Annotated in this window: 21 protein-coding genes; 9 read left to right on the forward strand and 12 right to left on the reverse strand. The window is 29.6% G+C overall.

All coding sequences use genetic code 11. The features are described 5' to 3' along the window. Positions 1–5: 5 nt before the first annotated feature. From ABIV_RS01525 to ABIV_RS01560, 8 genes are all read left to right on the forward strand, one after another. The gene (locus ABIV_RS01525) at positions 6–821 is read left to right on the forward strand and encodes a transporter substrate-binding domain-containing protein (RefSeq protein ID WP_114838217.1); all 816 of its coding nucleotides are present in this window, start codon (positions 6–8) and stop codon (positions 819–821) included. A gap of 3 nt (positions 822–824) precedes the next feature. Next, on the forward strand, positions 825–1,796 hold the full coding sequence (locus ABIV_RS01530) for an amino acid ABC transporter permease (RefSeq protein ID WP_114838218.1): 972 nt from the start codon (positions 825–827) through the stop codon (positions 1,794–1,796). 1 nt (position 1,797) lies between these two features. After that, positions 1,798–2,421: a MarC family protein gene (locus tag ABIV_RS01535; RefSeq protein WP_114838219.1), complete on the forward strand. Its 624-nt coding sequence runs from the start codon at positions 1,798–1,800 to the stop codon at positions 2,419–2,421. After that, positions 2,418–3,032: a LysE/ArgO family amino acid transporter gene (locus ABIV_RS01540; RefSeq protein WP_114838220.1), complete on the forward strand. Its 615-nt coding sequence runs from the start codon at positions 2,418–2,420 to the stop codon at positions 3,030–3,032. Before ABIV_RS01535 ends, ABIV_RS01540 begins: the two co-directional genes overlap by 4 nt. A 156-nt stretch (positions 3,033–3,188) precedes the next feature. After that, positions 3,189–4,244 carry an FIST C-terminal domain-containing protein gene (locus ABIV_RS01545; protein WP_114838221.1) on the forward strand — a complete coding sequence of 352 codons (1,056 nt, stop codon included), beginning with the start codon at positions 3,189–3,191 and terminating at the stop codon, positions 4,242–4,244. Continuing rightward, positions 4,235–5,413: a sensor histidine kinase gene (locus ABIV_RS01550; RefSeq protein ID WP_114838222.1), complete on the forward strand. Its 1,179-nt coding sequence runs from the start codon at positions 4,235–4,237 to the stop codon at positions 5,411–5,413. Before ABIV_RS01545 ends, ABIV_RS01550 begins: the two co-directional genes overlap by 10 nt. A gap of 53 nt (positions 5,414–5,466) precedes the next feature. Continuing rightward, complete coding sequence (locus ABIV_RS01555; RefSeq protein WP_228254352.1) at positions 5,467–6,195, forward strand: NUDIX hydrolase; 729 nt, start codon at positions 5,467–5,469, stop codon at positions 6,193–6,195. Positions 6,196–6,235: 40 nt separating this feature from the next. Further along, a complete protein-coding gene (locus ABIV_RS01560) occupies positions 6,236–6,622 on the forward strand; it encodes a RidA family protein (RefSeq protein ID WP_114838224.1) in 387 nt (128 codons plus the stop codon). Between the two features lie 17 nt (positions 6,623–6,639). Here ABIV_RS01560 and ABIV_RS01565 read toward each other — a convergent pair whose 3' ends face one another. The 3 genes from ABIV_RS01565 to ABIV_RS01575 all read right to left on the reverse strand — a co-directional run bounded on the left by ABIV_RS01565 (position 6,640) and on the right by ABIV_RS01575 (position 9,976). Beyond that, positions 6,640–7,074: a hypothetical protein gene (locus ABIV_RS01565; RefSeq protein WP_114838225.1), complete on the reverse strand. Its 435-nt coding sequence runs from the start codon at positions 7,072–7,074 to the stop codon at positions 6,640–6,642. A 63-nt stretch (positions 7,075–7,137) separates the two neighbouring features. Beyond that, the gene (locus ABIV_RS01570; RefSeq protein WP_114838226.1) at positions 7,138–9,249 is read right to left on the reverse strand and encodes a helix-hairpin-helix domain-containing protein; all 2,112 of its coding nucleotides are present in this window, start codon (positions 9,247–9,249) and stop codon (positions 7,138–7,140) included. Further along, on the reverse strand, positions 9,242–9,976 hold the full coding sequence (locus tag ABIV_RS01575; RefSeq protein ID WP_114838227.1) for a phytanoyl-CoA dioxygenase family protein: 735 nt from the start codon (positions 9,974–9,976) through the stop codon (positions 9,242–9,244). The genes ABIV_RS01570 and ABIV_RS01575 overlap by 8 nt, the downstream gene beginning before the upstream one ends. Positions 9,977–10,153: 177 nt before the next feature. Between ABIV_RS01575 and ABIV_RS01580 the strand changes: the two genes are divergently transcribed. After that, positions 10,154–10,579: a DsrE family protein gene (locus ABIV_RS01580; protein ID WP_114838228.1), complete on the forward strand. Its 426-nt coding sequence runs from the start codon at positions 10,154–10,156 to the stop codon at positions 10,577–10,579. A 1-nt stretch (position 10,580) separates the two neighbouring features. On the opposite strand, the gene sucD is transcribed toward ABIV_RS01580, so the two are convergent. From sucD to ABIV_RS01625, 9 genes are all read right to left on the reverse strand, one after another. Further along, a complete protein-coding gene (sucD, locus tag ABIV_RS01585; RefSeq protein WP_114838229.1) occupies positions 10,581–11,450 on the reverse strand; it encodes a succinate--CoA ligase subunit alpha in 870 nt (289 codons plus the stop codon). After that, positions 11,450–12,619: an ADP-forming succinate--CoA ligase subunit beta gene (sucC, locus tag ABIV_RS01590; RefSeq protein WP_114838230.1), complete on the reverse strand. Its 1,170-nt coding sequence runs from the start codon at positions 12,617–12,619 to the stop codon at positions 11,450–11,452. The genes sucD and sucC overlap by 1 nt, the downstream gene beginning before the upstream one ends. Before the next feature lie 246 nt (positions 12,620–12,865). Then, entirely contained in the window at positions 12,866–14,257 is a 1,392-nt protein-coding gene (locus ABIV_RS01595; RefSeq protein ID WP_114838231.1) for an aldehyde dehydrogenase family protein, read from the reverse strand. A gap of 28 nt (positions 14,258–14,285) precedes the next feature. Beyond that, positions 14,286–15,941, reverse strand: coding sequence for an acetolactate synthase large subunit (locus ABIV_RS01600; RefSeq protein ID WP_114838232.1), 1,656 nt, complete (start codon positions 15,939–15,941; stop codon positions 14,286–14,288). Positions 15,942–16,159: 218 nt separating this feature from the next. Next, on the reverse strand, positions 16,160–18,178 hold the full coding sequence (locus tag ABIV_RS01605; RefSeq protein WP_114838233.1) for a dynamin family protein: 2,019 nt from the start codon (positions 18,176–18,178) through the stop codon (positions 16,160–16,162). Continuing rightward, positions 18,175–20,508 (reverse strand): dynamin family protein, encoded by a 2,334-nt coding sequence (locus tag ABIV_RS01610; protein ID WP_114838234.1) that lies wholly within the window; start codon positions 20,506–20,508, stop codon positions 18,175–18,177. Before ABIV_RS01610 ends, ABIV_RS01605 begins: the two co-directional genes overlap by 4 nt. Before the next feature lie 94 nt (positions 20,509–20,602). Continuing rightward, positions 20,603–21,337, reverse strand: a complete 735-nt coding sequence (locus ABIV_RS01615; RefSeq protein ID WP_114838235.1) for a fumarate reductase iron-sulfur subunit — start codon at positions 21,335–21,337, stop codon at positions 20,603–20,605. After that, entirely contained in the window at positions 21,337–23,322 is a 1,986-nt protein-coding gene (locus ABIV_RS01620; RefSeq protein WP_114838236.1) for a fumarate reductase flavoprotein subunit, read from the reverse strand. The genes ABIV_RS01615 and ABIV_RS01620 overlap by 1 nt, the downstream gene beginning before the upstream one ends. A 1-nt stretch (position 23,323) precedes the next feature. Beyond that, on the reverse strand, positions 23,324–24,112 hold the full coding sequence (locus ABIV_RS01625; protein ID WP_114838237.1) for a fumarate reductase cytochrome b subunit: 789 nt from the start codon (positions 24,110–24,112) through the stop codon (positions 23,324–23,326). Between the last annotated feature and the right edge of the window lie 4 nt (positions 24,113–24,116).

A 24,116-nucleotide genomic window follows, 5' to 3' on the forward strand; every position in this document is an offset into this window, starting at 1 on the left:
AGAAAGTGAAAAAATTAGTATTGGCTTTAATGGTATTTGCAACTATAAATTTACTTGCAGATGATATTAACCTTTGGAAGAAGTCTACATTAAATGAGATTTTAAAAAGAGGTGAGTTAAGAGCATGTTTAGACCCAGGTTATATGCCTTTTGAAATGAAAGACAAAAAAGGTAGAATTATCGGTTATGATATTGACTTTGGTAAAAAAATGGCAAAAGAGATGGGTGTTAAATTTACACCAGTTTCAACAGCTTGGGATGGAATTATTGCAGCATTAATTACTGGAAAATGTGATATTATCATGTCTGCTATGACAATTACTCAACAAAGAAATTTAAAAATTAATTTTGCTGACCCATATGTTGTAATTGGTCAAACAGTTTTAATTGATAAAAATTTAGAAGGTAAAATCAAAGAAGCAAAAGATTTAGATAAACCAGGATATACAATTGTTACTAAACTTGGAGTAACTGGTGAAATCGTTGCTAGAAAATTCTTCCAAAATGCAAAAGTTATTACTTTTGAAACAGAAGCTGATGCAGCTGCTGAAGTATTAAATGGAAAAGCTCATGCATTTATTTATGACCAACCATATAATATTCTGTTTATGACAGATAAAGGTAAAGGTAAATTAGTTCATTTAGATACACCATTAACATATGAGCCATTAGGATGGGCTATTAGAAAAGGTGACCCTGATTTCCTTAACTGGTTAAATAACTTCTTAAGACAAACAAAAGAAGATAAACTTGTAGATTTCCATGGAAAACTAAATAAAAAATGGCTACAAGATACTGACTGGTTAAAAAGAGTTCAATAGTAAATGGGTAGAAGAGATCAATCTTGGGCACAAAATAAAAATTTAGGGCATTTTATTGCCCTAGTTTTTTATATAGCAGTTGGATACTTTTTCTATTTAGCTGCGGCTAATATGAACTATGTATGGAAGTGGAACTCTATTCCTAAATATTTTCTTTATGAAGAGACTAAAAATATTGAGGCTAGCATAGATGGAAAACTAGTATTAAAAGAGGGAAAATACTTTTTAGAAGGGACTGATACTACAGTTGAAATAAAAGATTTAGATAGTAGTTTTTCATTAGAGTATAAAGTAGGGGATGAAGTTTATCAATTTGATACTCTTGCTTCAAAAAGTGAGACTAAAGTAGGACCTGTTTTACAAGGACTTTGGGTAACACTTAAAATCTCTTTCTTTGCTGCAATACTTACTTTTATAATTGGTATAATTGTAGCACTTATGAAGTTATCTTCATATCAGTTTTTAAAAGATATTGCAACAGTTTATATTACTTTAGTTAGAGGGACACCTCTACTTGTACAAATATTTTTATTCTATTTTATTGTTGCAAATATTTTTGAATTAGATAGATTTATTGCTGGAGTTTTAGCTCTTGGTATCTTCTTCGGTGCTTATATGGCTGAAGTTTTAAGAGGTGCAATTCAATCTATTGATAAAGGGCAGTTTGAAGCTGCTAGTTCTTTAGGTATTTCAAAAACACAAGCTATGAGATATATTATTTTACCTCAAGCTTTCAAAAGAGCATTGCCAACTTTAGTTGGAGAGATGATTGCTTTAGTAAAAGATTCATCTTTAGTTTCTGTTATTGCAATTACAGATTTAACTAAAGTAGGTAAAGAGATTGTTGCAAATACATTTTCTCCATTTGAAACATGGATTGTAGTTGCTTTAGTTTATCTGTCAATAACTTCACTTTTAAGTCTTATTGGACATAGACTTGAAAAAAGAATGGCATTAAAAGGTGGAATGAGTTAAATTGGAACTTCTATCTAATTTTCTTCAACAAACTATTACTATCTTTGCTATTATGGACCCAATAGGAATTAGTGCATTAGCTCTTTCTTTATTGAGTCCAAATATTACAAAAACACAAATCTCTACTATTGCTAGAAAATCAACTCTTACTATTATTATTGCTTTTTTTGTAGTACTTATTACAGGGGATACTATACTGAAAATTTTTGGTATAGGAGAAAACTCTTTAAAAGTTATGGGTGGAATTATTCTTCTTATGATGGCTATTTCAATGGTAAATGGAAGTGCAAAAGAGGGTAAAAAAGATGATAACAAAAGTGATGAAGAACTTTCTGTTATTCCAATTGGAATTCCTATTGCTTTTGGTGCAGGACTTTTTACAACGATTATTATTTTTAAACATGAAGCAGAGACTTTTGTTGATTTGATTTCTATTACTATTGCTTTTTGTGTAAATGCCTTTTTATTCTATTTAATTTTAAAAAACTCTATTTATATTAGAAAACTTTTTGGTGCTACAGGTCAAAATGTAGTTACAAAACTTATGGGATTAATTGTTGGGGCAATAGCTGTTCAATTTATAATCTCAGGTATTGTTAGTCTTACAAAATTTTACCTACAATGATTTTAGATATTATCTTAAAAGGCTTTGTTGTAACTATCTCTTTAATAGTTGCAATTGGAGCGCAAAATGCTTATATTTTAAAGCTTGGACTTTTAAGACAACATGTTTTTAAAGCAGTTCTTTTTTGTATTCTTTCAGATTTACTTTTAATTTCACTTGGGGTTTTAGGTTTAGGGTTTTTTATAAAAGATAATCAAATCCTAATAAACTCAATTGCAATTTTTGGAATTGTTTTTTTATGTTTTTACTCTTTTTTATCTTTTAAATCTGCACTTAAAAATGAGAGTTTAAAAATTGATGATGAAGTAAAAACAAACCCATTAAAACAAGTAATATCTTTACTTTTTATCTTTACTTATTTAAATCCACACACTTATTTAGACACAATTCTTTTAATAGGTGGAATTGGAGCAAATATAGAGGATAATTTAAAGCTATATTTTCTTTTAGGTGCATTATTAGCTTCAACCACTTGGTTTGTCTCTTTAGGTTTTGGAGCAAGATTATTAATTCCATTATTTAAAAAGCCAATTACTTGGAAGATATTAGATATATCAATTGGTATCTTAATGCTTCTAATAGCATACTCTCTTATCGATTTAATCAAATAAGCAATTTTTAAGTTTAGATTAAATTGGTCAATTAAAATTATTTTTAACAAAAAAACTTAATATAAGAAATTATAATCTTCTTTACCTAATAAAAAATATCCAAAATATAGAACTTTATTAGCAATTTTAAATATTATTAAAAAGTGAGATAGAGTTATGAGTGTAACAGTTGCTCTCTTAGAAACTTTTGAACAATTAGAAAACTTCAACTTCTCTTCAAAAAATAAATATTTAATTTTATGTACAGAAAATACTAAAATAGATATAGAGATATTAAATAAAAAAGCTATGGAATATTATGGTGCTATTTTTCCAAAACTAATTTTTAAAGATAAAATAGTAGAAAATGGATATTTAATTTTTATATTAAAAGCAGATTCTCACATTGAGTTTATAGAGAATATGCACTTTTATGATTTTAAAAATACTACTTTAAATAATTACAATACATTGATTACAATTATTGATGGCCTATCAGAATATAATGTCTCTTTCTTAGAAAATATGTTTGAATATACAAATTTAAACTCTAGTATTATTGGTGGAGGAGCAGGTTCTTTTAAAAAAAATAGAAAACATCTTTTTAATAAAAATGGATTTTTTAGTGATTCTTCTATAATTGTAATGGTAAATAATAGTATAGATATTGCAGTAAGTGATGGTTGGCAAGTATTAGATGGTCCTTTTGTTGTAACCTCTTCAGAAGGGAAAGCTATTAAAGAGCTTGATTACAAAAGTGCATTAGAACTTTATAAAAGCATAATAGAAAAAGATTTAAATAGAAAACTTGAGATGGAAGATTTTTATACACTTATGAAAGATTATCCTCTGGGAATTGTAAAGAATGAGGATAAATATATATTAAGAGATCCTATTTATGTATCACAAGATACTATATATCTTGCAGGAGATATTGAAAATAGTAGTGTAATAAATATCTTAAAAGCAAAACAGAGTGACCTTTTAAAATCAACTTTTGAGACTAGAAATAAAGTTCTACAAAATGGTGCAAAACATCTTATGATATTTGAATGTGTCTCAAGATTAGAGTATTTAAGTGCAAGTACTTATATAAAAGAGTTAAAGAAGTTAGATAGTAACTCTATAAAGACTATCTTTGGAGTAATAAGTATAGGTGAGATAGCAAACTCAGGTGAAGACTATATAAGCCTATTAAATAAAAGTTGTGTAATAGGTGGAATATGTCATTAACAAAACTATCAATCTCCTATAAGTGTGTAAATTCAATAGGAAATAGCCTAAATTTAAAAGAGATGATGGAAGAGTTTTTAAGAACTTTTATTAAACAAACAGATGCAATAAGTGGCTCTTTTTATGTAAGTAGAGTTGCTAACTCCTGTGAAGAGTTAATATCTTTAGGAAAGAAAAATTTATTTAATATTGATTCTGTAAAAAAAAGACTTTATAAAAAGCAGATTATTTTAGAAGAAGTAGATACAAATATAAGTTTATTAGCCTACAAACTGCAAAAAGGTTGTATGATTTTTCTTTATTCAAATAGGAGTGATTTTAATTTTATTACTTCTATTTTAGATAGTTTAAAAAACAAAATAGAAGTAAATATTGAATCTTGTATAAATGTAGAAAATTTAAAAGAACAAATAGAAGAGGCTACAAAAGAGAATCTAAAAAAAGAGAAACAACTATTTGAACAACTAAAAATGTCTCAAATGGGAGAGTTAATAGGAAATATTGCCCATCAATGGAGACAACCTTTAAATATAATCTCAACTGCAAGTAGTGGAATGCAAATAAAAAAAGAGTTAGATATTCTTACAGATGAAGATTTCAAAGAATATACAAAAAGCATTATAGAAAATGCAAACTATCTTTCAAGCACAATTGATGAATTCAGAGATTATATAAAAGATAGTAATAAAGAAAAAGAGATAATAGTTCAAGAAAGACTAAAAATGGCAACTGAGATGTTAAAATCCTCTTTTAGTATAGAAAATATAAATATTATAGAAGAGTATGTAGAAAAAGAGAGATTACATTTTAAACTGGTATTGGGAGATTTATTACAAGTTTTAATTACTATTTTTAATAATGCAAAAGAGGCTTTAGAAACAAAAAAAGATCTAGATTATAAATGGATTAAATATAGTCTAAAAAAGACAAAATATACTATATTAATAACAATAGAAGATAATGCCGGTGGAATAGATGAAAGCATAATAGATAAAATCTTTAATCCCTATTTTACTACAAAACATCAAGCAAGAGGAACAGGTATAGGTCTTTACTCTGCCTATGGTATAATTGTAAACAAATTAGATGGAAAACTATATGTAAAAAATACTCAATTTGGAGCAAAATTTTATATAGAGTTACCATTAAATATAAATTATATTATATAAAGGTAAAGACTATCTTACAAAATTCTGTAGAGACTATTGGCTGTTTTAATGCCATCTTAGACCCTTATAATGGGATAACAATCAATAAAGAAAATTTTCCAGATACAAAAGAAGAGTTTGAGTTAAATTTAGAACTTTTAATTGATGAAGTGAAAACAAGAAGAAATCTTATTTGGATATATATAGATATAAAAAATTCTGAATATATTCCCCTTGCAACAAAAAAAGGTTTTTTCTTTCACTCTTGTGATAAAGATTATATCTTAGTAGTAAAGAGATTAAAGCAAAATGCAATTATTCCAACAGCAGCAAATCATACTTTAGGAGTAGGAGCAGTTGTAATAAATGAAGATAATGAGATACTTGTAATAAAAGAGAAAATATCAACTGTAGGTTATAAACTACCAGGTGGGCATATAGACAATGCAGAGATGATAACAAATGCTCTTGCTAGGGAAGTATATGAAGAGACAGGAGTAAAAGTAGAGTTTGAATCAGTTATCTCTTTAGGACATTTTTATCCTCATCAATTCCATAAATCAAATCTTTATGTTTTATGTTTAGCAAAGCCTCTAACAAGAGAGATAAATATTTATGATACTGCTGAGGTAATTGATGCTAAATGGATAGATGTAAATGAGTATTTAGCTGATGAGAATGTACTTACTTATTCAAAAGCAATAGTAAGTGCTGCTTTAAGTTCAAAGGGTTTTAAAATAGATAATAAACCTCTTAGTCATATAAAAAAGGAAATGGAATTATTCTTTCCTTTAGAAAATTAAAGTATAATCCACAAAAATAATAATTATAGGAGTAAATAAAATGAAAGAAATTATCTCAACACCTGATGCACCTTCTGCAATCGGACCATACAATCAAGGTACATCTTTTGAAAAACTTGTATTTTTATCAGGACAAATTCCTTTAGACCCAAAAACTATGGAATTAGTTGGAGGAGATGATGTTCAAGCTCAGACAAAACAAGTAATGGAAAATTTAAAAGCAGTATTGCAAGCAGCTAACTCATCTTTTGATAATGTTTTAAAAACAACTTGTTATTTATCTGATATGGATAACTTTGTAGCATTTAATGAAGTATATGCACAATATTTTCAAGCTGAAACAGCACCTGCAAGAGCTACTGTTGCAGTTAAAACACTACCTAAAAATGTATTAGTAGAAGTAGACGTAATAGCACATAAAAACTAGAAGAATTTCTTCTAGTTTTATACTACAAACATTAATTTAGCCAAAATAATTATAAAAATCCCGTTTATTAAAACAAATTTATGAAAATGTTTCATTCTTGGATGAGGTGTTTTTTTAAAGATTCTCATTAAAAGAGAATAGATAACTCCACAAACAATTAATAAAGCAAAAAATATTTTTAACATAAGTAAGATTTGTAAGTTTGAAGAAAAATATCCTAAAGAAGAGTTAATAAATTTTGATACCATAAAACCTCCTGTAATAACTAAAACTAAAAGAGCAAAAGGGAAAACTTTTCTTGCTCTATTTGAAATTACTTGCATGATTTTTTGATACTCTTGTTCACTTAAAACTTTTTTCATTGCAGGAAGTATTGCTGTATCTGCAAAAACAAAACCAATAAATATAATTGCACAAAATAGATGAATAATAAGAACAATTGAATAAGTCATAAAAACTCCTTTTTGATAATTATAATCAAAATTAGGAGTAGTTGTGTTGATGAAAATCAAGAGTTATTTTAAACTCAAACTTACTCTTTGTTTTTCTAAATCAACACTTAGAACTTTTATATTTTCTAAATTTTGATTGATACTTAAAACTTCACTTGGATGTGAAATTCTTTTATTAGAAATTTGTGAAATATGAAGTAGGGCATCATTTTTTAATCCCACGTCAACAAAAGCTCCAAAGTCAGTAATATTTCTAACAATACCTGATAAAACAAAACCTTCTTTTAAGTCCTCTATTGAAGTTATATCTTGTGCAAATTTTACTTGGTTAAAATTTTCTCTTATATCAAATCCCGGCTTTTTTAGCTCTAATACAATATCTTTTAGTTTTAAAGAACTTACATTTAGCTCCTTAGCAATTGTTTCAATTTGATTATCTTCAAGCTCTTCAATTTTATAATTACTTTGAAGTTTTTTTGTGATTTCATAATCTTCTGGATGAATACCTGTATTATCTAAAATAGATTTTCCATCTTTAATTCTTAAGAAACCAACTGCTTGTTCATAAGCCTTTGCTCCAATTCCTTTTACTTTTAAAAGCTCTTCTTTTGAAGTGAATTTTCCTATTTTTTCTCTAAATTGCACAATATTTATTGCAAGTTTTTCACTAATCCCTGATACAAAAGATAAAAGTTTATATGAAGCAGAATTTAAATCTACTCCAACTCTATTTACTAAATCTATAGTTGTATTTTCTAATTTTTGACCTAACTCTTTTTGATTTATATCGTGTTGATATTGTCCTATTCCAAGTGATTTAGGGTCTATCTTAACTAGTGCTGCCATTGGGTCTCGAAGTCTTTGTGCAATAGAGATAGCTCCTCTAATTGTCACATCAAGATTTGGATATTCTAGGGCTGCTATCTTTGAAGCAGAATAGACACTTGCTCCTATTTCACTAACAATTGCATAGTTTATATTAAGATTCTTTTCTTTTATTAAATTTGCAATAAAATCAGCAGTCTCCCTTGAAGCAGTACCATTTCCAATAGCAATTGAAGTAATTTTATATTTATTGATTAAATCATAAACTATTTTAGAAGAGTTAAGAAAATCCTCTTTTGGTTTTGTTGGGTAAATTACACTTGAAGCTAAATATAAACCATTTTCATCAATTACTGCTAATTTACAACCAGTTCTATATCCAGGGTCAACTCCTAAGATAATTTGATTTACTAAAGGTGCAGTTTGTAGCAATTCTCTTAAATTTTTACCAAAAAGTTCACAAGCTTCACTACTTGCTTTCTCTTTTAAAGTAGTTAAGGCTTCTCTTTTTAAACTAGGGAGTAAAAGTCTTTTTAATCCATCTTTATAAGCATCAAATACTATCTCTTTTGAAGAGTTTGCCCATTCTGGAATTTTATATTTTTTTATATTTTCACAAATAGCTTTTTCATCAATCTCAATTTTTACAGAGAGTTGTTTCTCATTTGCCGCTCTTAAAATTGCTAGAGTTCTGTGAGATTTTATATATTTTATTTTCTCTTGTTTATCAACAAAGTTAGAGTATAAACCGTTTTCTTCATACTCTTTAGCTTTTTTGATTTCAAGTATTCCCCAATTTGCTATTTGGTTTCTAATAATCTCTTTTGATTTAAAATCATCTGCATATCTTTGAGCAATAATATCTTTTGCTCCTGTTATAGCATCTTCAATAGAAGTAACTTCTTTATTTAAAAACTGCTTTGCTTTTTGTTCAATCTCTTCTTTTGTATATTTTAAACTTTGGATTATATTTGCAAAAGGTTCTAAACCATTCTCAATTGCTTTTGTTGTTCTTGAAGATTTTTTATCTTTAAAAGGGGTATAAATATCTTCCAAAGCTTGTATAGTCAAGGCTGCTTCTAGTTGAGATTTTACATTATCATTTAAAAAATTTTTCTCTTCTAAAATAGAGATAATCTCCTCTTTTCTTGCTAAAAACTTTTGTGAATAGGCATAAACTTCTTCAAAAACACGAAGCTCTTCATCATTTGCATTATTTGTTAACTCTTTTCTATATCTTGCAATAAAAGGGATTGTGCAACCTTCTTCAAGTAGTTTAATTATATTTTCAATAACTACCTTTGAAAAAGAGGTTTTTTCTTTTAATAAATTTATTAAATCATTAGTCAAGAACTATTTCCTTAAAGTCACTTCTTGTATTTTTAAGTGGTTTATTTGATTGTGCTCTTACTGTATATACAAATGAGATTTTTGCATTGTCAGTTGAGTTTTTATTTGCATGATGAAGTGTTTTACAGTGAAATAAAACAATATCTCCCTTAGCTAAATTTTGATGAGTTCTTTTTTCAATTATTTTTTGATTCTCTTCATTTTCATCAATAAAATTATCTACTTCATCAAAAGAGCTTTTATCAAATTTCATTTTATGAGTTCCTGGAATAAACTCTAAAAGACCATTTTCTAAAAATTCATCTCCTAAGCTTAACCAAACTGATACTAAATCATCATTTTCAAAACTCCAATATCTTCTATCTTGATGCCAATAAGTTCTTGTACTTTCATGGGGAAGTTTAGTCATAATTGAGTTATGGTGAGCAAGGGTTAATACCGGAGTATCTTTTAAAATCTGTTTTAAAATAGGTCTTATCTCTTTATTTGTCATCCACTTTTTAAAAATCTCTTCTCTATCGTAAACTTGTCTTAATCTTCTAACTGTAATTTTATCTTCATCAAGACTCATATATTCTTGTTCAGTCTCAATTGGAGCTTGTTTTTTTACTAAATGTTCTTTTGCTTTTTCTAAAATTTCATCACATAATTTTGAATCTGCAAAGTTTTTGATTATTAAAAAACCATCTTCATTGAACTGGTTTAATTGTTCTTGTGTTAGTTCCATTTTTTACTTTCATGTAAATTTTTCGTATTATACATCAAAATCTATTTTTCTTTTATTATTCAAATAAATGTTATAAGAATTATTAATATTTAAACTATAATTTTTTATTATCTTATAAGTTTAAAAAAAATATACTTGCTTACTCAAAAATCATGAGAATTATTATTAGGAGAAAAGATGAAAAAATTAGTTTTTTTAGTAAGTATTTGTTTATCATTACTTGTAACAAACTCTTTTGCAGAGCAAAAAAAAGGTTTAAATGTTGTTTTAACTGCTGCTGATGCACAAACACAACAAATGGCAATGGTTTTATCAATGATGACACTAAAGCAAGGTAAAGAAGTAAATATGACACTTTGTTCAAAAGCAGGGGATTTAGCAGTAATTGGTATGGAGAGTGAAGTTTTAAAACCAATGAATAAAAGTCCAAAAATGATGCTTCAAGCAATTATGCAAAAAGGGGCAAAAGTTGAAATTTGTCCATTATATTTACCAAATGCAGGGAAAGATGTATCTGTATTAATTGAGGGAATAACAGTTGCAAAACCACCAAAAGTTGCAGAACAACTTTTAAATAGTGATTTTACTACTTTAAGTTATTAATTTATGGGTGAACAGCCTTTAGGGCTTCACCTATAGAAGTAATTGTTCTAACTGTTGTAACACCAGCTCTTTCTAATGCTGCATACTTCTCATCAGCAGTTCCTTTACTTCCATCAATGATTGCTCCTGCATGTCCCATTCTTTTACCCTTAGGTGCAGTAACTCCTGCAATATAAGAGACTACAGGTTTCGTAACATTTGATTTAATAAATTCAGCAGCAGCTTCTTCCTTTGCCCCACCGATTTCACCAATCATTACAATTACTTTAGTCTCTGGGTCATTTTCAAATCTTTGTAGAATATCAATAAAATCACTTCCTGGAACAGGGTCTCCACCAATACCAACACAAGTACTTTGTCCAAATCCTGCTAAAGTTGACTGATTTACTGCTTCATAAGTTAAAGTACCAGACCTTGATACAATACCAACACTTCCTGGCATATGTATAGCTTCTGGCATAATTCCCATTTTACATTGACCTGGAGTGATAATACCTGGACAGTTTGGACCAATAAGTGTTGAACCATTTAAATCAACTGCTGCTTTTACATCAAGCATATCAATAGTAGGAATACCCTCTGTGATACAAACAATTGTTTCAATTCCATTTTCACTAGCTTCAATAATTGCATCTTTACAAAATGGAGCTGGTACATAAATAATAGAAGCATTTGCTCCTGTTAATCTTTTTGCACACTCTACTGTATTATAAATTGGTAAATCTAAGTGTCTTTGTCCTCTTTTACCCGGAACTACACCACTTACAACAGTTGTTCCATATGCAATTGCTCTTCCTGTATGAAAACTTGCTTGTGCTCCTGTTAAACCTTGAACTAATACTTTTGTATTTTTATCAATTAAAATTGCCATTAGTTCGCCCCTTGTGCTAATTCAATTATTTTTAGTGCAGCTTTATCTAAGTCCGCTTCTTCATAGATTTTAATATTTGAGTTTTTAATTAGTTCTAAGCCCTCTTTGGCATTTGTACCTTCAAGTCTTACAACTACGGGTACTTTTATTTCCATTTTTTGAGCGGCTGCAATAATACCAGAAGCGATAATATCACATCTTACAATACCACCAAAAATATTTACTAAAATACCATTTACTTTTTCATCTGAAAGAATTATTTCAAAGGCTTCAATAACTCTTCCTTCATTTACACTTCCACCTACATCTAAGAAGTTCGCAGGTTCTCCTCCATGGGTTTTAATTAAATCCATTGTAGCCATTGCAAGACCAGCACCATTTACCATACAACCAATATTTCCATCAAGGCTTACATAATTTAAGTCTAGTTTTTCTGCTTTTAATTCCCTTGCATCTTCTTGAGACTCATCTCTAATCTCATTCATTTTAGGCTGTCTATAAAGTGCTGAATTATCAACTTGAATTTTTCCATCAAGACATACTAAATATCCTTGTTTTGTAACAACTAAAGGGTTTACTTCAACAAGTGATAAATCATTTTCAATAAACATTTTATACATTTTTTGCATTAAGTCAATCATTTGTGCTGAAAGAGTTCTATCTAGTTTTAAGTCATCACAAATTTGTCTACATTGTGCAGGCATAATTCCAACAACAGGATTAATAGGATTTCTTAGAATTTTTTCTGGAAATTTTTCTGCTACTTCTTCAATTTCCATACCACCTTCACTTGATGTGATAATCATAATTCTTTGAGTAGTTCTATCAACTGCAAAAGCTAAATAGATTTCATTTACAACTTCACAAGGCTCTTCAATAAAAATTGAGTTTACTGGTTGACCCTCTTTTGTTGTTTGGTGTGTTACAAGTCTACTTCCTAGTAATCTTCTAACTTCATCATTTGCTTCTGTTTTAGATTCAACTACAACAACTCCACCAGCTTTTCCTCTTCCACCTGCATGAACTTGAGCTTTAATTACCCATTTATCTTCCCCAATAGTTCTTAAAATATCATCTAATTGAGAAGGGTGAGTAAGCAGTTTACCTTTTGTAGTTGGAATATCATATTTTCTATAAAGGTTTTTTGCTTGATATTCGTGTAAATTCATAGGTTTCCTTTTAAATAGTCCCATTTAAAAGGGACCTATTTTAATATTGATCTACTTTTTAAAAGGATTTATAAAAAATCCTAAAAGTAGCAAAATCTAAAGGGGAACACAGATGTGTTCTTTTTTTATTAAAATAATTTTGAATGGAAACTTATACCAAAATAATCATATAAACGGGCTTAAGGGATTTTAAAGAAGTGTGTTTGAAAGGATATAGAAAGAGTATAAACTCTTTCTATAAAAGTACTATAATACTGGAGATTTAATAACCATCATTTTTTGGTTTTGCATCTCATTCATAGAATCAGGAATACCACCTAATCCAAGTCCTGAAGTTTTTGCACCACCAAATGGCATCCAGTCAACTCTAAATGCAGTATGGTCATTAACCATTACAGTTGTACCATTTAATCTTTTAACTGCTTTTAAAGCTGTATCAATATTTTTTGTAAATACTGCTGCTTGGAAAGAAACATCAAGTGCATTTGCTCTTTTAATTGCTTCATCAATATTTGAGTAAGAGTAAACAATTACTACTGGTCCAAATACTTCTTTTGTAGATACTAAAGCATCATCAGCAGGGTTGAAAATTACTGTTGGCTCAAAACAAGAATCAGAGATTCTTTTTCCACCAGTTAAAATTTTTCCACCTTTTTGAACTGCTTCATTAACCCACTCTTCAACTCTGTTTACTTCGTTGTGGTTAATAAGTGGACCAACTTCAGTTTTAGGATCTAATTGATCTCCTACAACTAATTTAGAAGCATAATCAGATAATTTAGCAGCTACTTCATTGGCAATTGATTCATGTACATATACTCTTTGTACAGATACACAAACTTGACCAGCATGGTAGAAACCACCTTTTCCTAAGTCTGGAATCATTGCATCAATATCTGCATCTGGTTCTACGATAACTGGTGCAACTCCACCATGCTCTAATGCAGCTCTTGTACCAGGGCTTGATTTAGAGTTTAAGTACCAACCAACAGGTCCTGAACCAATAAATGTAAAGAATGCAGTTTTAGGAGATGTTACTAATAACTCTCCTCCTTGTCTATCACAAACTACAGCTTGTGCCCAACCATCAGGAAGTCCAGCCTCTTTTAGTAACTCAACTAATTTAACAGCAGACATTGGAGTTTGTGTAGCAGGTCTAATAATTACAGGGCAACCAACTGCTAATGCAGGGATTACTTGGTGAACTGCTAAGTTAAATGGGTGGTTGAATGCAGAAATAGCAGCAACTACTCCAATAGGTTCTTTCATAGTGTAAGCCATTCTATTAGCACTTGATGCTGTATGACCCATTGCAATCTCTTGACCTTCTTGAATACCTAATTGCTCAATAGCAATTTTTACACCATTGATAGCTCTTTGGATTTCAACTTTTGAATCTATATATGGTTTTCCACCTTCACTAGCACAAAGAATTGTTAATTCTTCTACTTGTGAAGACATAATCTTCATTAAGTTTTCTAAAATTTCAATTCTTTTGTACTTTGGAATCCAGTTATCAACATCTAAAAATTTTTCATATGCAAGGTCAATTGCTTTTTCTACACCCTCTACACTTGTAAATGGAACCTCTCCAACTACTCTACCATCAAATGGTGATGTTACTTCGATTGTACTCATTTTCTTCCTTTACTTTGGTTTTTGTTTATTATAGCATACAAGTTTTATTAGCTAATAACTCATTTAAAATTGCATGGTTTAGTGAATAATCAACAGCAAGGTCAATTAAGTGAACACCTTTACTATTTACACATTTTTCTAAAACTTCTTCAAACTCTTCACAAGACTCAGGTCTGTATCCTTTTGCTCCAAATGACTCAGCAAATTTAACAAAATCAGGGTTACCTAAATCAAGTCCGAAGTTATCGAATCCCATACCAGATTGTTTCCATTTAATCATTCCGTATGCATTATCATTTAAGATAATAACTGTTAAGTCTAATCCAAGTCTTACAGCAGTTTCCATCTCTTGGTCATTCATCATGAATCCACCATCTCCACAAACAGCAACAACTTTAGAGTTAGGGTTTACCATTTTAGCTGCCATACCAGATGGAAGACCAGCACCCATAGTAGCAAGAGCATTATCTAATAATAGTGTGTTAGGTTTAGCACATCTATAGTTTCTTGCAAACCAGATTTTATAAACACCATTATCAAGTGTTACGATATCATCATCACTAGTTAATGTTTGTCTAATAGTTCTAACTGCTCTTTGAGGTAAGATTGGGAATCTTGTATCACCAAAGTATTTAGAAAGTCTAGTTCTGATTTCATCTGCTAATCTTACATAGTAATCAAAATCCCAATGGTCTTGTTTAGAAATAGCATTTGTAATTTTTTCCATACTTGAAGCAATATCACCTACAACATCTAGTTGTGGGAAATAAGTATCATCAACTTCAGATGGGAAGAAGTTTACGTGAATAACTTTTGCAGCTCCCTCTTCATTTTCCATAAAGAATGGTGGTTTTTCAATTACATCATGACCAACATTAATAATTAAATCAGCTCTTTCAATTGCACAGTGAATAAAGTCATCTTTAGATAATGCAGCAGTTGATAAACATAATTTGTGGTTTTCATCAATTACACCTTTACCCATTTGAGTAGAGAAGAATGGAATACCAGTTTCATTAACGAAATCAGTTAATGCAGTAGAAATTTCACCTCTATTTGCAGCATTACCAATACATAATAATGGTCTTTTTGCTTTTTCAATCATTTTAACTGCATCAGCAATAGCTTTTTTGTGTGCTGTTGGATATTGGAAAGCTTGAACTGGATAGATGTTATTTTCTACATCTTCTTCAGCAGAAATATCTTCAGGGAATTCGATATGAACTGCACCTGGTCTTTCTGTTGTAGCAATTTTAAATGCTTCTCTTACTACTGAAGGAACATTGTTACCATTTACAATTTGCTTAGCATATTTTGTCATTGGTCTCATCATTCTAACGATATCAATAATTTGGAATCTACCTTGTTTAGATTTTTTAATTGGTTTTTGACCAGTAATCATAAGCATTGGCATAGCTCCAAGTTGTGCGTATGCAGCAGCAGTAGCAAAGTTAGTAGCACCAGGCCCTAATGTAGATACACATACTCCAACTTTTCCAGTTAATCTACCATAAGTTGCAGCCATGAATCCTGCACCTTGTTCATGTCTAGTTAAGATTAATTTGATTTTATCTGATTTTCTAAGCGCTTCTAGTAAGTCTAGATTCTCTTCCCCAGGGATACCAAATATGTACTCAACACCTTCATTTTCTAACGCTTTAATAAATAAATCTGATGCGTTCATTTTATCTCCAATTTTTTTTATATAAATATTTATGCAAGTTTCACACATTTTGATTTAAATCGTTGTTAATCATTATGATTATTTCTTAAGTTTTTTGATTTTTTTAATAAGTGCGAATATTCGACACAATCGTTTCTGTATTATTATAATAACTTTAAACAAAGAGATTAGAATAGTATTATAATTCTTTGGAGGAAAAACATTAAAAAGATAAGATTTTATATCTCATCTTTAATGTTTTTAAGGTCTTCTATCTTGTTTAAGTAATTAGCTTTTTTAGAACTAACAAAGTTAATTCTATCTTCATTTATCTCTAAATATTGATTTTTTGAATATTGAATAATTTTATATAAATAATTTCTTTTTGAAGTTAAGAAATCTTCAATTTTTTCAAATCCAAAATTTGCTTTTAATTTTGTAAGAATTTCATCTTCTCTTGGATGATATACATTAAACTTTGCAGGCTCTTTTTCATATAAAGCTACTGACTCAGCAATTTGTTGTTCAAAATGAGCAATAGTTGCTTGAGTTGTTTGAATATATGAGTAAGATAAAGCTCCATTAAAGTATGCAAATTTTTTTCTAAGAGCTGAAATATTTTCTAAAATAGCACGGTGGAACGATCTTAATACATTTTCATATACTTTTGCAGCAAAGTGTCTAGTTGTTGAAAACTCAGAATCAGAAGCAATTTCTCTATGTTTTTTTATAAGTTCATAAGGTTCTTGCCATCTATGAACTCTTTGTTTTATCTCTCTATAAACATTTCTAAAAGCTTCTGCACTTTCAAGTTCTACTTCTTTTAGTTGTTTAATAGCTCTTTTAAACATTTTATCTACTGTCTGGTCATCATAAAATAGGTTTTTATAAACATTATCACTATCTATCCAATAAGTCTCATATTCAACTTTTTCAAAAGAGTCTTTATTTAAAAAACCACCTTTTTTTTCATATCTATAAGCTTTTTGCTTTTTTACACTTTTAAAAGTTTCATGAGCCATTTTTTCCATAATGCTCTCTAAAGAGTTGTAAATAGTGAAAAGCTCTTTTGAGTAAGTTTTATGAATATCTTCAAAGGCTTGTAAAATATCCTCTTCAGCTTCTTTTAGAATTTCACATAAAGAGTCATATACTCCAATAATAGTCTCATACTCTTTTACTAAAATATCACAAATACCTTTTAAATCTTTTTTAATTGCATACTCTTTTGCTTCAGCTGCTTGAGGTCTAATTGTATTTTCAATAAAATCTAAAACCTCTTGAATATTTGACTCTTGAAGTAATTTTGTATTATCTGTATTATCAATTGCATTAATTTTATTGATTGCTTCTTGATATTTATTAAACTCTTTTTCAAAGCTTTCTAAAGTTTCAATTCTATTTTTCTTTAACTCCTTTTTGAAACTTTCAATTAATTTATCATGTTCTGTATCAATTAAAATATCTTTATGTGCAGCTCTTGACTCTAAAGCCATTTTTGCAGAAATAGGAGTTACTTGAGCAAAATATTTAGAGAATTTTTCTTTTACATATTTTGTTGTAGTTTCAATTTGCTCTTGTGTAAATTTATCTTTTTGGTTAAGAACACAAAGTGATTTATTTTTAAAGTGTTCCATATACTCTTCAAGTACCTCTGCTTCAGACATTTTCCCTGCATTATCTATAAGTGTAAGCCAAATAATTCCACCTACATCTCTTAGTACTCTTCTTGTAGTATCTGTATCACTTTGTGATTGTGAGTTTAAACCAGGTGTATCAACAAAAGAGATGTCCTTTAAAATATCCATTGGAGCATAAAGTGTTAGATATTTAATATCTGCCATCTCATGTTGTCTTTGGTCTGTAAAGTCTGCAATTGTTTCAATAGGTGCGTATTCATGAGCTCCTGAGTGATAAGTTATTTTTAACTTGTATTCATCCCCATAATTGATAAAGTTTACTTTAGAAGTAACAGGAGTAATTCCTGTAGGTAAAATATTTCTTGAAAGCAGGGCATTTAAAAATGTTGATTTACCAGAAGAGAATTGTCCAGTAATAGCAACTTCCATTGGATATCTTGCTCTTCTAATTTGTTTATCTAAAATATTTTTTAATTGAATTGAAGGATGAAATTTTTCATTTAAAAGTCTATCTTTAACTTTTTTAATATCACCAACTAGACCCTCTTCATATTCAATCTCAATTGTTTTATTGTATGTTTCGTTAAACTCTTTTACAAAACTACTTAATATACTCATGATTTAAGTCCTTTGTTGATTGCTTCTAGTTTTTTAATTTTTTTGTGAATTTCTATTGTTAGTTCATCTTTATTTGCTTCATTCTCTTCAAAGTTTGCAATTCTCTCTTGTAGAGTTTTTTCATCTTTTTTTAGTTTATGTTCAAAAACTTTTAATGGTTCTTCAATCTGAGCAAAAAAGTTTTCAATTAAAATCTCAGATACGGTTTTTGCTTTTTGAAGAATATTTTTTTCAATAGAATTAAACTCTTCTTTAATAAATTTTTCTAAACTACTATTTAAGTCATTTAATTTATTTGCTTTAGTTGTTGAAACTTCATTTGTAATTTTAGAAACAAGTACTTCATTTGAAGAAGTTAAAAAACCTGCTTTAAAATCATCTTGAAAAAATCCTCTTGCATCAAAGTTATCATTTTTGTGTCCAATTACAAAACCTAAATCTTGATATTTCTGTTCACAAACTTCACCAATACTTTGAGATTTTTTAATAAATTTATATCTGTAGTCTCTAATTATGTCTATAATTCCATCTTTTATTGCTGTTTCAACTATTGTTTTAATTCTTGAATTAGCAGGTCTTTTTTTAGTTTTTTCAAAAGAGTATTTTACATCATTGTAAACTCTTTGTCTTATTATATTTTGAAGTTCTAGTAGCTCTGTATTTAAAAAACTTTCAAGTGTTTCTAAATAGCTCTTTGCATCAGTTTTATATAGATTTATATCTTCTTTTAAACTTGTAAATATTCTTTTATTCGTATCTTTCTTTTGATTAAACTCTTCAAGGTCAGCTTCAAGCTCATCTTTAGATTTTGATAATAAAACTAATTCATAGTTAAATGATTTAGTCTCTTTTTCTATAACCTTTTGAATTTGTGTTTTTGCGCCTTTAATAATAAGTTCAGATTTATTAGAACCCTTACCAAATAGAGTTTCATGTAGATAGTTTTCAATCTCTAAAATACCAGTGTCTTCAAGGGTATATCCAGCATCAATTGCTTCTTGTTCTCGTTTGGTTCTATGAAGTAAAGCCATTTTTCCAGAGATTGGAATAAACTTAATATTGTTTAGAATATAGTCTAATTTACTATCTTTATTTTGATTTTTTAATTGATTTTCTATTGAAGTCTTTGTATAGTTAATTACCTCTTCTAGTTGCTCTTTTGAAACAGTATCTGCTCTTGTAATTACAATTAGTAACTTTGTAATATTTTGATAAAGTAGGGCATCAATAATAAATTCAACATCTTTTAGTGTAGCACTTTGAGAGACATTCATTAAGTGAATCATTAAATCACAAGCAGATAAATACTCTTTTGTAATCTCTTCTCTTTGAATAACAGGGTCATCTAATCCTGGAGTATCAACAATTTCTATACCATCTTTTAAGAAATCAAGATTTGATTTTAATTCAACATATTTTACAAGATTACATTTTTTCCCACTTGCTTCTGCTGATGTGAAAGCAGCTAAATTATTAATATCAACTTTTTCACTTACAGATTCTTCTTTGATTAAATTATCTAAGTCCTCTTTGAAAATAGCTTTTGTCTCTTTTACAAATTCAGCAATTGATTCAATTTCACTTGCTGAAGACTCAATTCTATTCCACTCTTCTTTATTCCAGTAAAATACATTTGCTTCAGGTTTACCATGTTTTACTATTGTTAAGTTTGCTGTTTCAGGAACTACTGCACTTCCTAAGATTTCTTGTCCCATAAGAGCATTTAGCATTGTAGATTTCCCAGCATTCATAACACCCGTAATTCCAATTGAGAATTTTTGATTTCCTAAGTAGTTATTAGTCTCTTCTAACTCTTCAATAAAATCAGCAGTTTTAAAAAGCTCTTTTAACTCTTTTATTGTTTTCTCAAGATTTGTTTTTGCTTCTTGGAAAGAGATGTTTAGATTATTATTTTCCTCTTTTGCTTCAAGAGTATTTATTGCAGTTAATTCTTCAGGATCAAATAAAGAGATTAAGATTTTAAAAGCAGAGTTCTCAATAATATTTTCATCTTTTAAATATTCAAAAGCACTATGTAATTTCTCTAAGTGAATGTTTTTAGTATCTACTTTTAATGAATCAAGTATACAATGTTGAAGTTGATAAATATCATCTAAGTTTTTAACTTCTTTATTTGTAACTTTAGTTACTAAGTCATTAAAACTTTTTAACGAAATATATTTTTCATAATCTTTTCTAGTAACACATAAAATAAGTGCACTTATATCAAAGAAATCATCTTGACTTTTATTATCTATAGTTCCAAAAGTAGTAGTTTGTTCTATATGTTTCCCATGATAAAGTAAGAAATAATCATTCGCTAAACCCATTGCATATCTCCCTAAATATAAAAAGTTAATTACTCCAAGGAATAATTAACTTTTTATATATATGCTTAAAAAAGAGGGAAGACCCTCTTTTTTCTTATCTTAGCGCTACTAGTTTTCTTCTTAAGTAAGCAATTTTATTTTGTAATGGTAAGTGTTTTGGACAATGGTCTTCACACGCCATTAATGACATACAACCAAAAATTCCATCATCATCACCAATTAGTTCATAGAAATCTTCAGCAGTTCTCTTATCGTGAGGGTCTACTTCAAATCTAGCAACTCTGTTCATTCCAACAGGTCCTACGAAGTTTGGTCTCATAAGAATTGTTCCACAAGATGCAACACAAATACCACATTCAATACATCTATCTAATTCAAATGTATCTTGTGCTACTTCTGGTTCAACTCTTTCTTCCATCTTAGAAATATCAATCTCTTCACCATTATTTACAATCCAAGATTGAACTCTTTTTGACATACCATCCATCCATTTACCAGTATTAACTGATAAATCTTTGATTAATTCAAATGCTGGCATAGGCATTAATTTAAGTGTTCCCTCTGGATAGTTAGAAACAAGTGTTCTACAAGCAAGTGCAGGTTTACCATTTACTACCATTCCGCAAGAACCACAAATTCCTGCTCTACATACGAAGTCAAAAGATAAATCTGGATCTAGATTTTCTCTAATATATGTAAGAGCAATGAAAAGAGTCATTCCAGGTGTCTCTTCTAATTTATAATCTACGAAGTGAGGTTTTGAAACCTTACTTCTTGGATTAAATTTAAGAACTGATATAGTTATTTCTCTACCTTTTTCAACGCTCATTATTTATCTCCTAATCTTTCGTTTCTTTCTTTATAGTTCATAGGTAATTCAAATGGCATTAATGCATCTTGAATATCATGTCTATCTTTACCTTCTGCTTCCATTTTTTCTCTGATTTCATCTACTTCAGCTTGTCTTTTTGCAGAAAGGTCATTTTCAATAATCATTCCCTTAGCACCATATCCTCTAAATGCTGGAGGCATTTCCATTGTCATAATGTCTAAGTCAGCATATTCAATTGTTGGTTCAAGGTCATCACTATTTGGCCAAGTACAAAGTGTTCTGTTCATCCAGTTTGCATCATCTCTTTTTAAGAAATCTTCTCTATAGTGTGCACCTCTTGATTCAGTTCTATCTCTAGCACCTTTAGCAACACATAATGCAACTTTTAACATTTTTGGAACTCTATATGCTTCTTCTAGCTCAGGGTTACCAGCTCTTTCTTTAGATTTAACAGTAATTTGTTTTGTTTTAACTAATAAATCTTTTAACTCTTCTACTGCTTCGCTTAATGGTCCACCAGATCTAAAGATACCAACTTTTTCATCCATTAATTCTTGCATTCTTCTTTTAATTTTAAAGATGTCTTCATTTCCAGAGTAAGCTAAGATTTCATCTAAGTATGCATCTTGTGCATCTAAGAATCTTTGAACTGTAGAAGTAGGGATTGTAACATCATTAGCTAAACAGTAATCAGCAAAGTAGTTACCAATAATCATACCAGCAACAACTGTTTCAGATACTGAGTTTCCACCAAGTCTGTTAAATCCATGCATATCCCAACAAGCAGCTTCACCACAAGCAAATAAACCATTTAATCTTGTAGACTCACCAGTTGGTTTAGTTCTAATACCACCCATTGAGTAGTGTTGCATTGGAAGTACAGGAGCCCATCCTTGAGGACCTTCATCAGCAGGGTCAATACCATTAAAGATTTGACAAATCTCTTGAACATCTCTTAAGTTTTTCTCAATGTGCTCTCTACCTAAAATTGAGATATCTAACCATACGTGATATCCATAAGGAGAAGGTACACCTTTACCATTTCTAATATGTTCAATCATTCTTCTAGAAACAACGTCTCTTGATGCAAGCTCTTTTTTTTCTGGCTCATAATCAGGCATAAATCTGTGACCATCAACATCTCTTAAGATACCACCATCACCTCTACAACCTTCTGTTAATAAAATACCAGATGGAACGATTGGAGTTGGGTGGAATTGTACAGCTTCCATATTAGAAAGTGTTGCAATACCAGTTTCAAGTGCAATAGCAGCACCAGTACCTTCACAAATTACAGCGTTTGTTGTTTGTCTAAATACTCTTCCATATCCACCAGTTGCAATACAAGTTCCTTTTGCAACATATGCTTCTAATTCACCAGTAATTAAATCTCTAACGATAGCACCATAACATCTTCCATCTTCGTGGATTAATGATAATGCTTCTTTTCTATCTCTAATGTCAACATCATGTTTTAAAGCTTCATTTGCAACACCAAATAACATTGTATGTCCTGTTGCATCAGCTGTATAACATGTTCTCCATTTTTTAGTACCACCAAAATCTCTTGAGTGGATTAATCCATGTCTCTCTTCTTCTTCAACAATTGTAGTTTTCTTAGCATTAATAATAGCTTCTCTTGAACCTGCCTTAACTCTAGTCCAAGGCACACCCCATGATGCTAATTCTCTAATTGCTTTTGGTGCAGTATGTACAAACATTCTTGCAACAGTTTGATCACATCCCCAGTCAGAACCTTTTACTGTATCAGCAAAGTGTAAATCTTCATTATCTCCATCAGACATCTTTGAGTTACCTAAAGAAGCTTGCATACCACCTTGAGCAGCAGCTGAGTGAGATCTTTTAACAGGAACTAATGATAAAACAATAGTACTTAATCCCTTTTTTTGTGCAGCAACAGCAGCTCTAAGTCCAGCTAATCCTCCACCAATAACTAATGAATCACAGTAATTAATTTTCATATTATGCTAGCCTCCCTGTATTATCTAATTGCATTACTTTTGCAGTTGGAACATATCTTTCACCAACTTTACCAGCTTGTGCATTTTCGTAACCAATTTTCATATATGCTGCTAGTGTTGCAAATCCTAAAATTAGGAAGAACCAAGTTAATGCTTTTTTCCATGCTTTAAGTTTTTTTCTTGTTGCTTTTGGATCATTCCCATCAAACCATCCCCATTTAACAGCAAGTCTATATAATCCAATTGTTCCATGGAATTCAACTGCTAATAATAAAAGAATATATAAAGGCCACATCCATTCAGACCATACTCTATCAGCAGATGCGTAAGGACCAATTTCTGCAGAGTTTGTCATAATAATATATAAGTGAACAGAACCTAAGAAGAACATTGCAAAACCAGTAAATGCTTGAATAAACCAAAGTTTTGTATCTTCATGACCCATGTTATCAGCGTGAGCTTTCATAACTTGGTATTGCTTAAAGTTACCAGGTAATTTTCTCATACCTAAAGCTGCGTGTGTAATAAATACAATAAATATTACTAGTGCCGCAATTGTAACTAATAGTGGGTTTCCTCCATCAAAGATAAAGCTAGCCTCTAAAAATTTAGTTACAGAGTACATAAAGTCTTTACTAATTAAAATTGAAGACACAAGTAACATATGTCCCCACATAAAAAGACCTAAAAAAAGTCCAGTTGCACTTTGAATATAATCAAGCTTTGCTGGAACTCTACTTTTTTTTCTCTCTACAGTCTTCCCTAAATAACCTTCGATTAGGTCACTCATTTGA

Origin of the sequence: Halarcobacter bivalviorum (assembly GCF_003346815.1) — a bacterium.
In the GTDB taxonomy this organism is placed as follows: domain Bacteria; phylum Campylobacterota; class Campylobacteria; order Campylobacterales; family Arcobacteraceae; genus Halarcobacter; species Halarcobacter bivalviorum.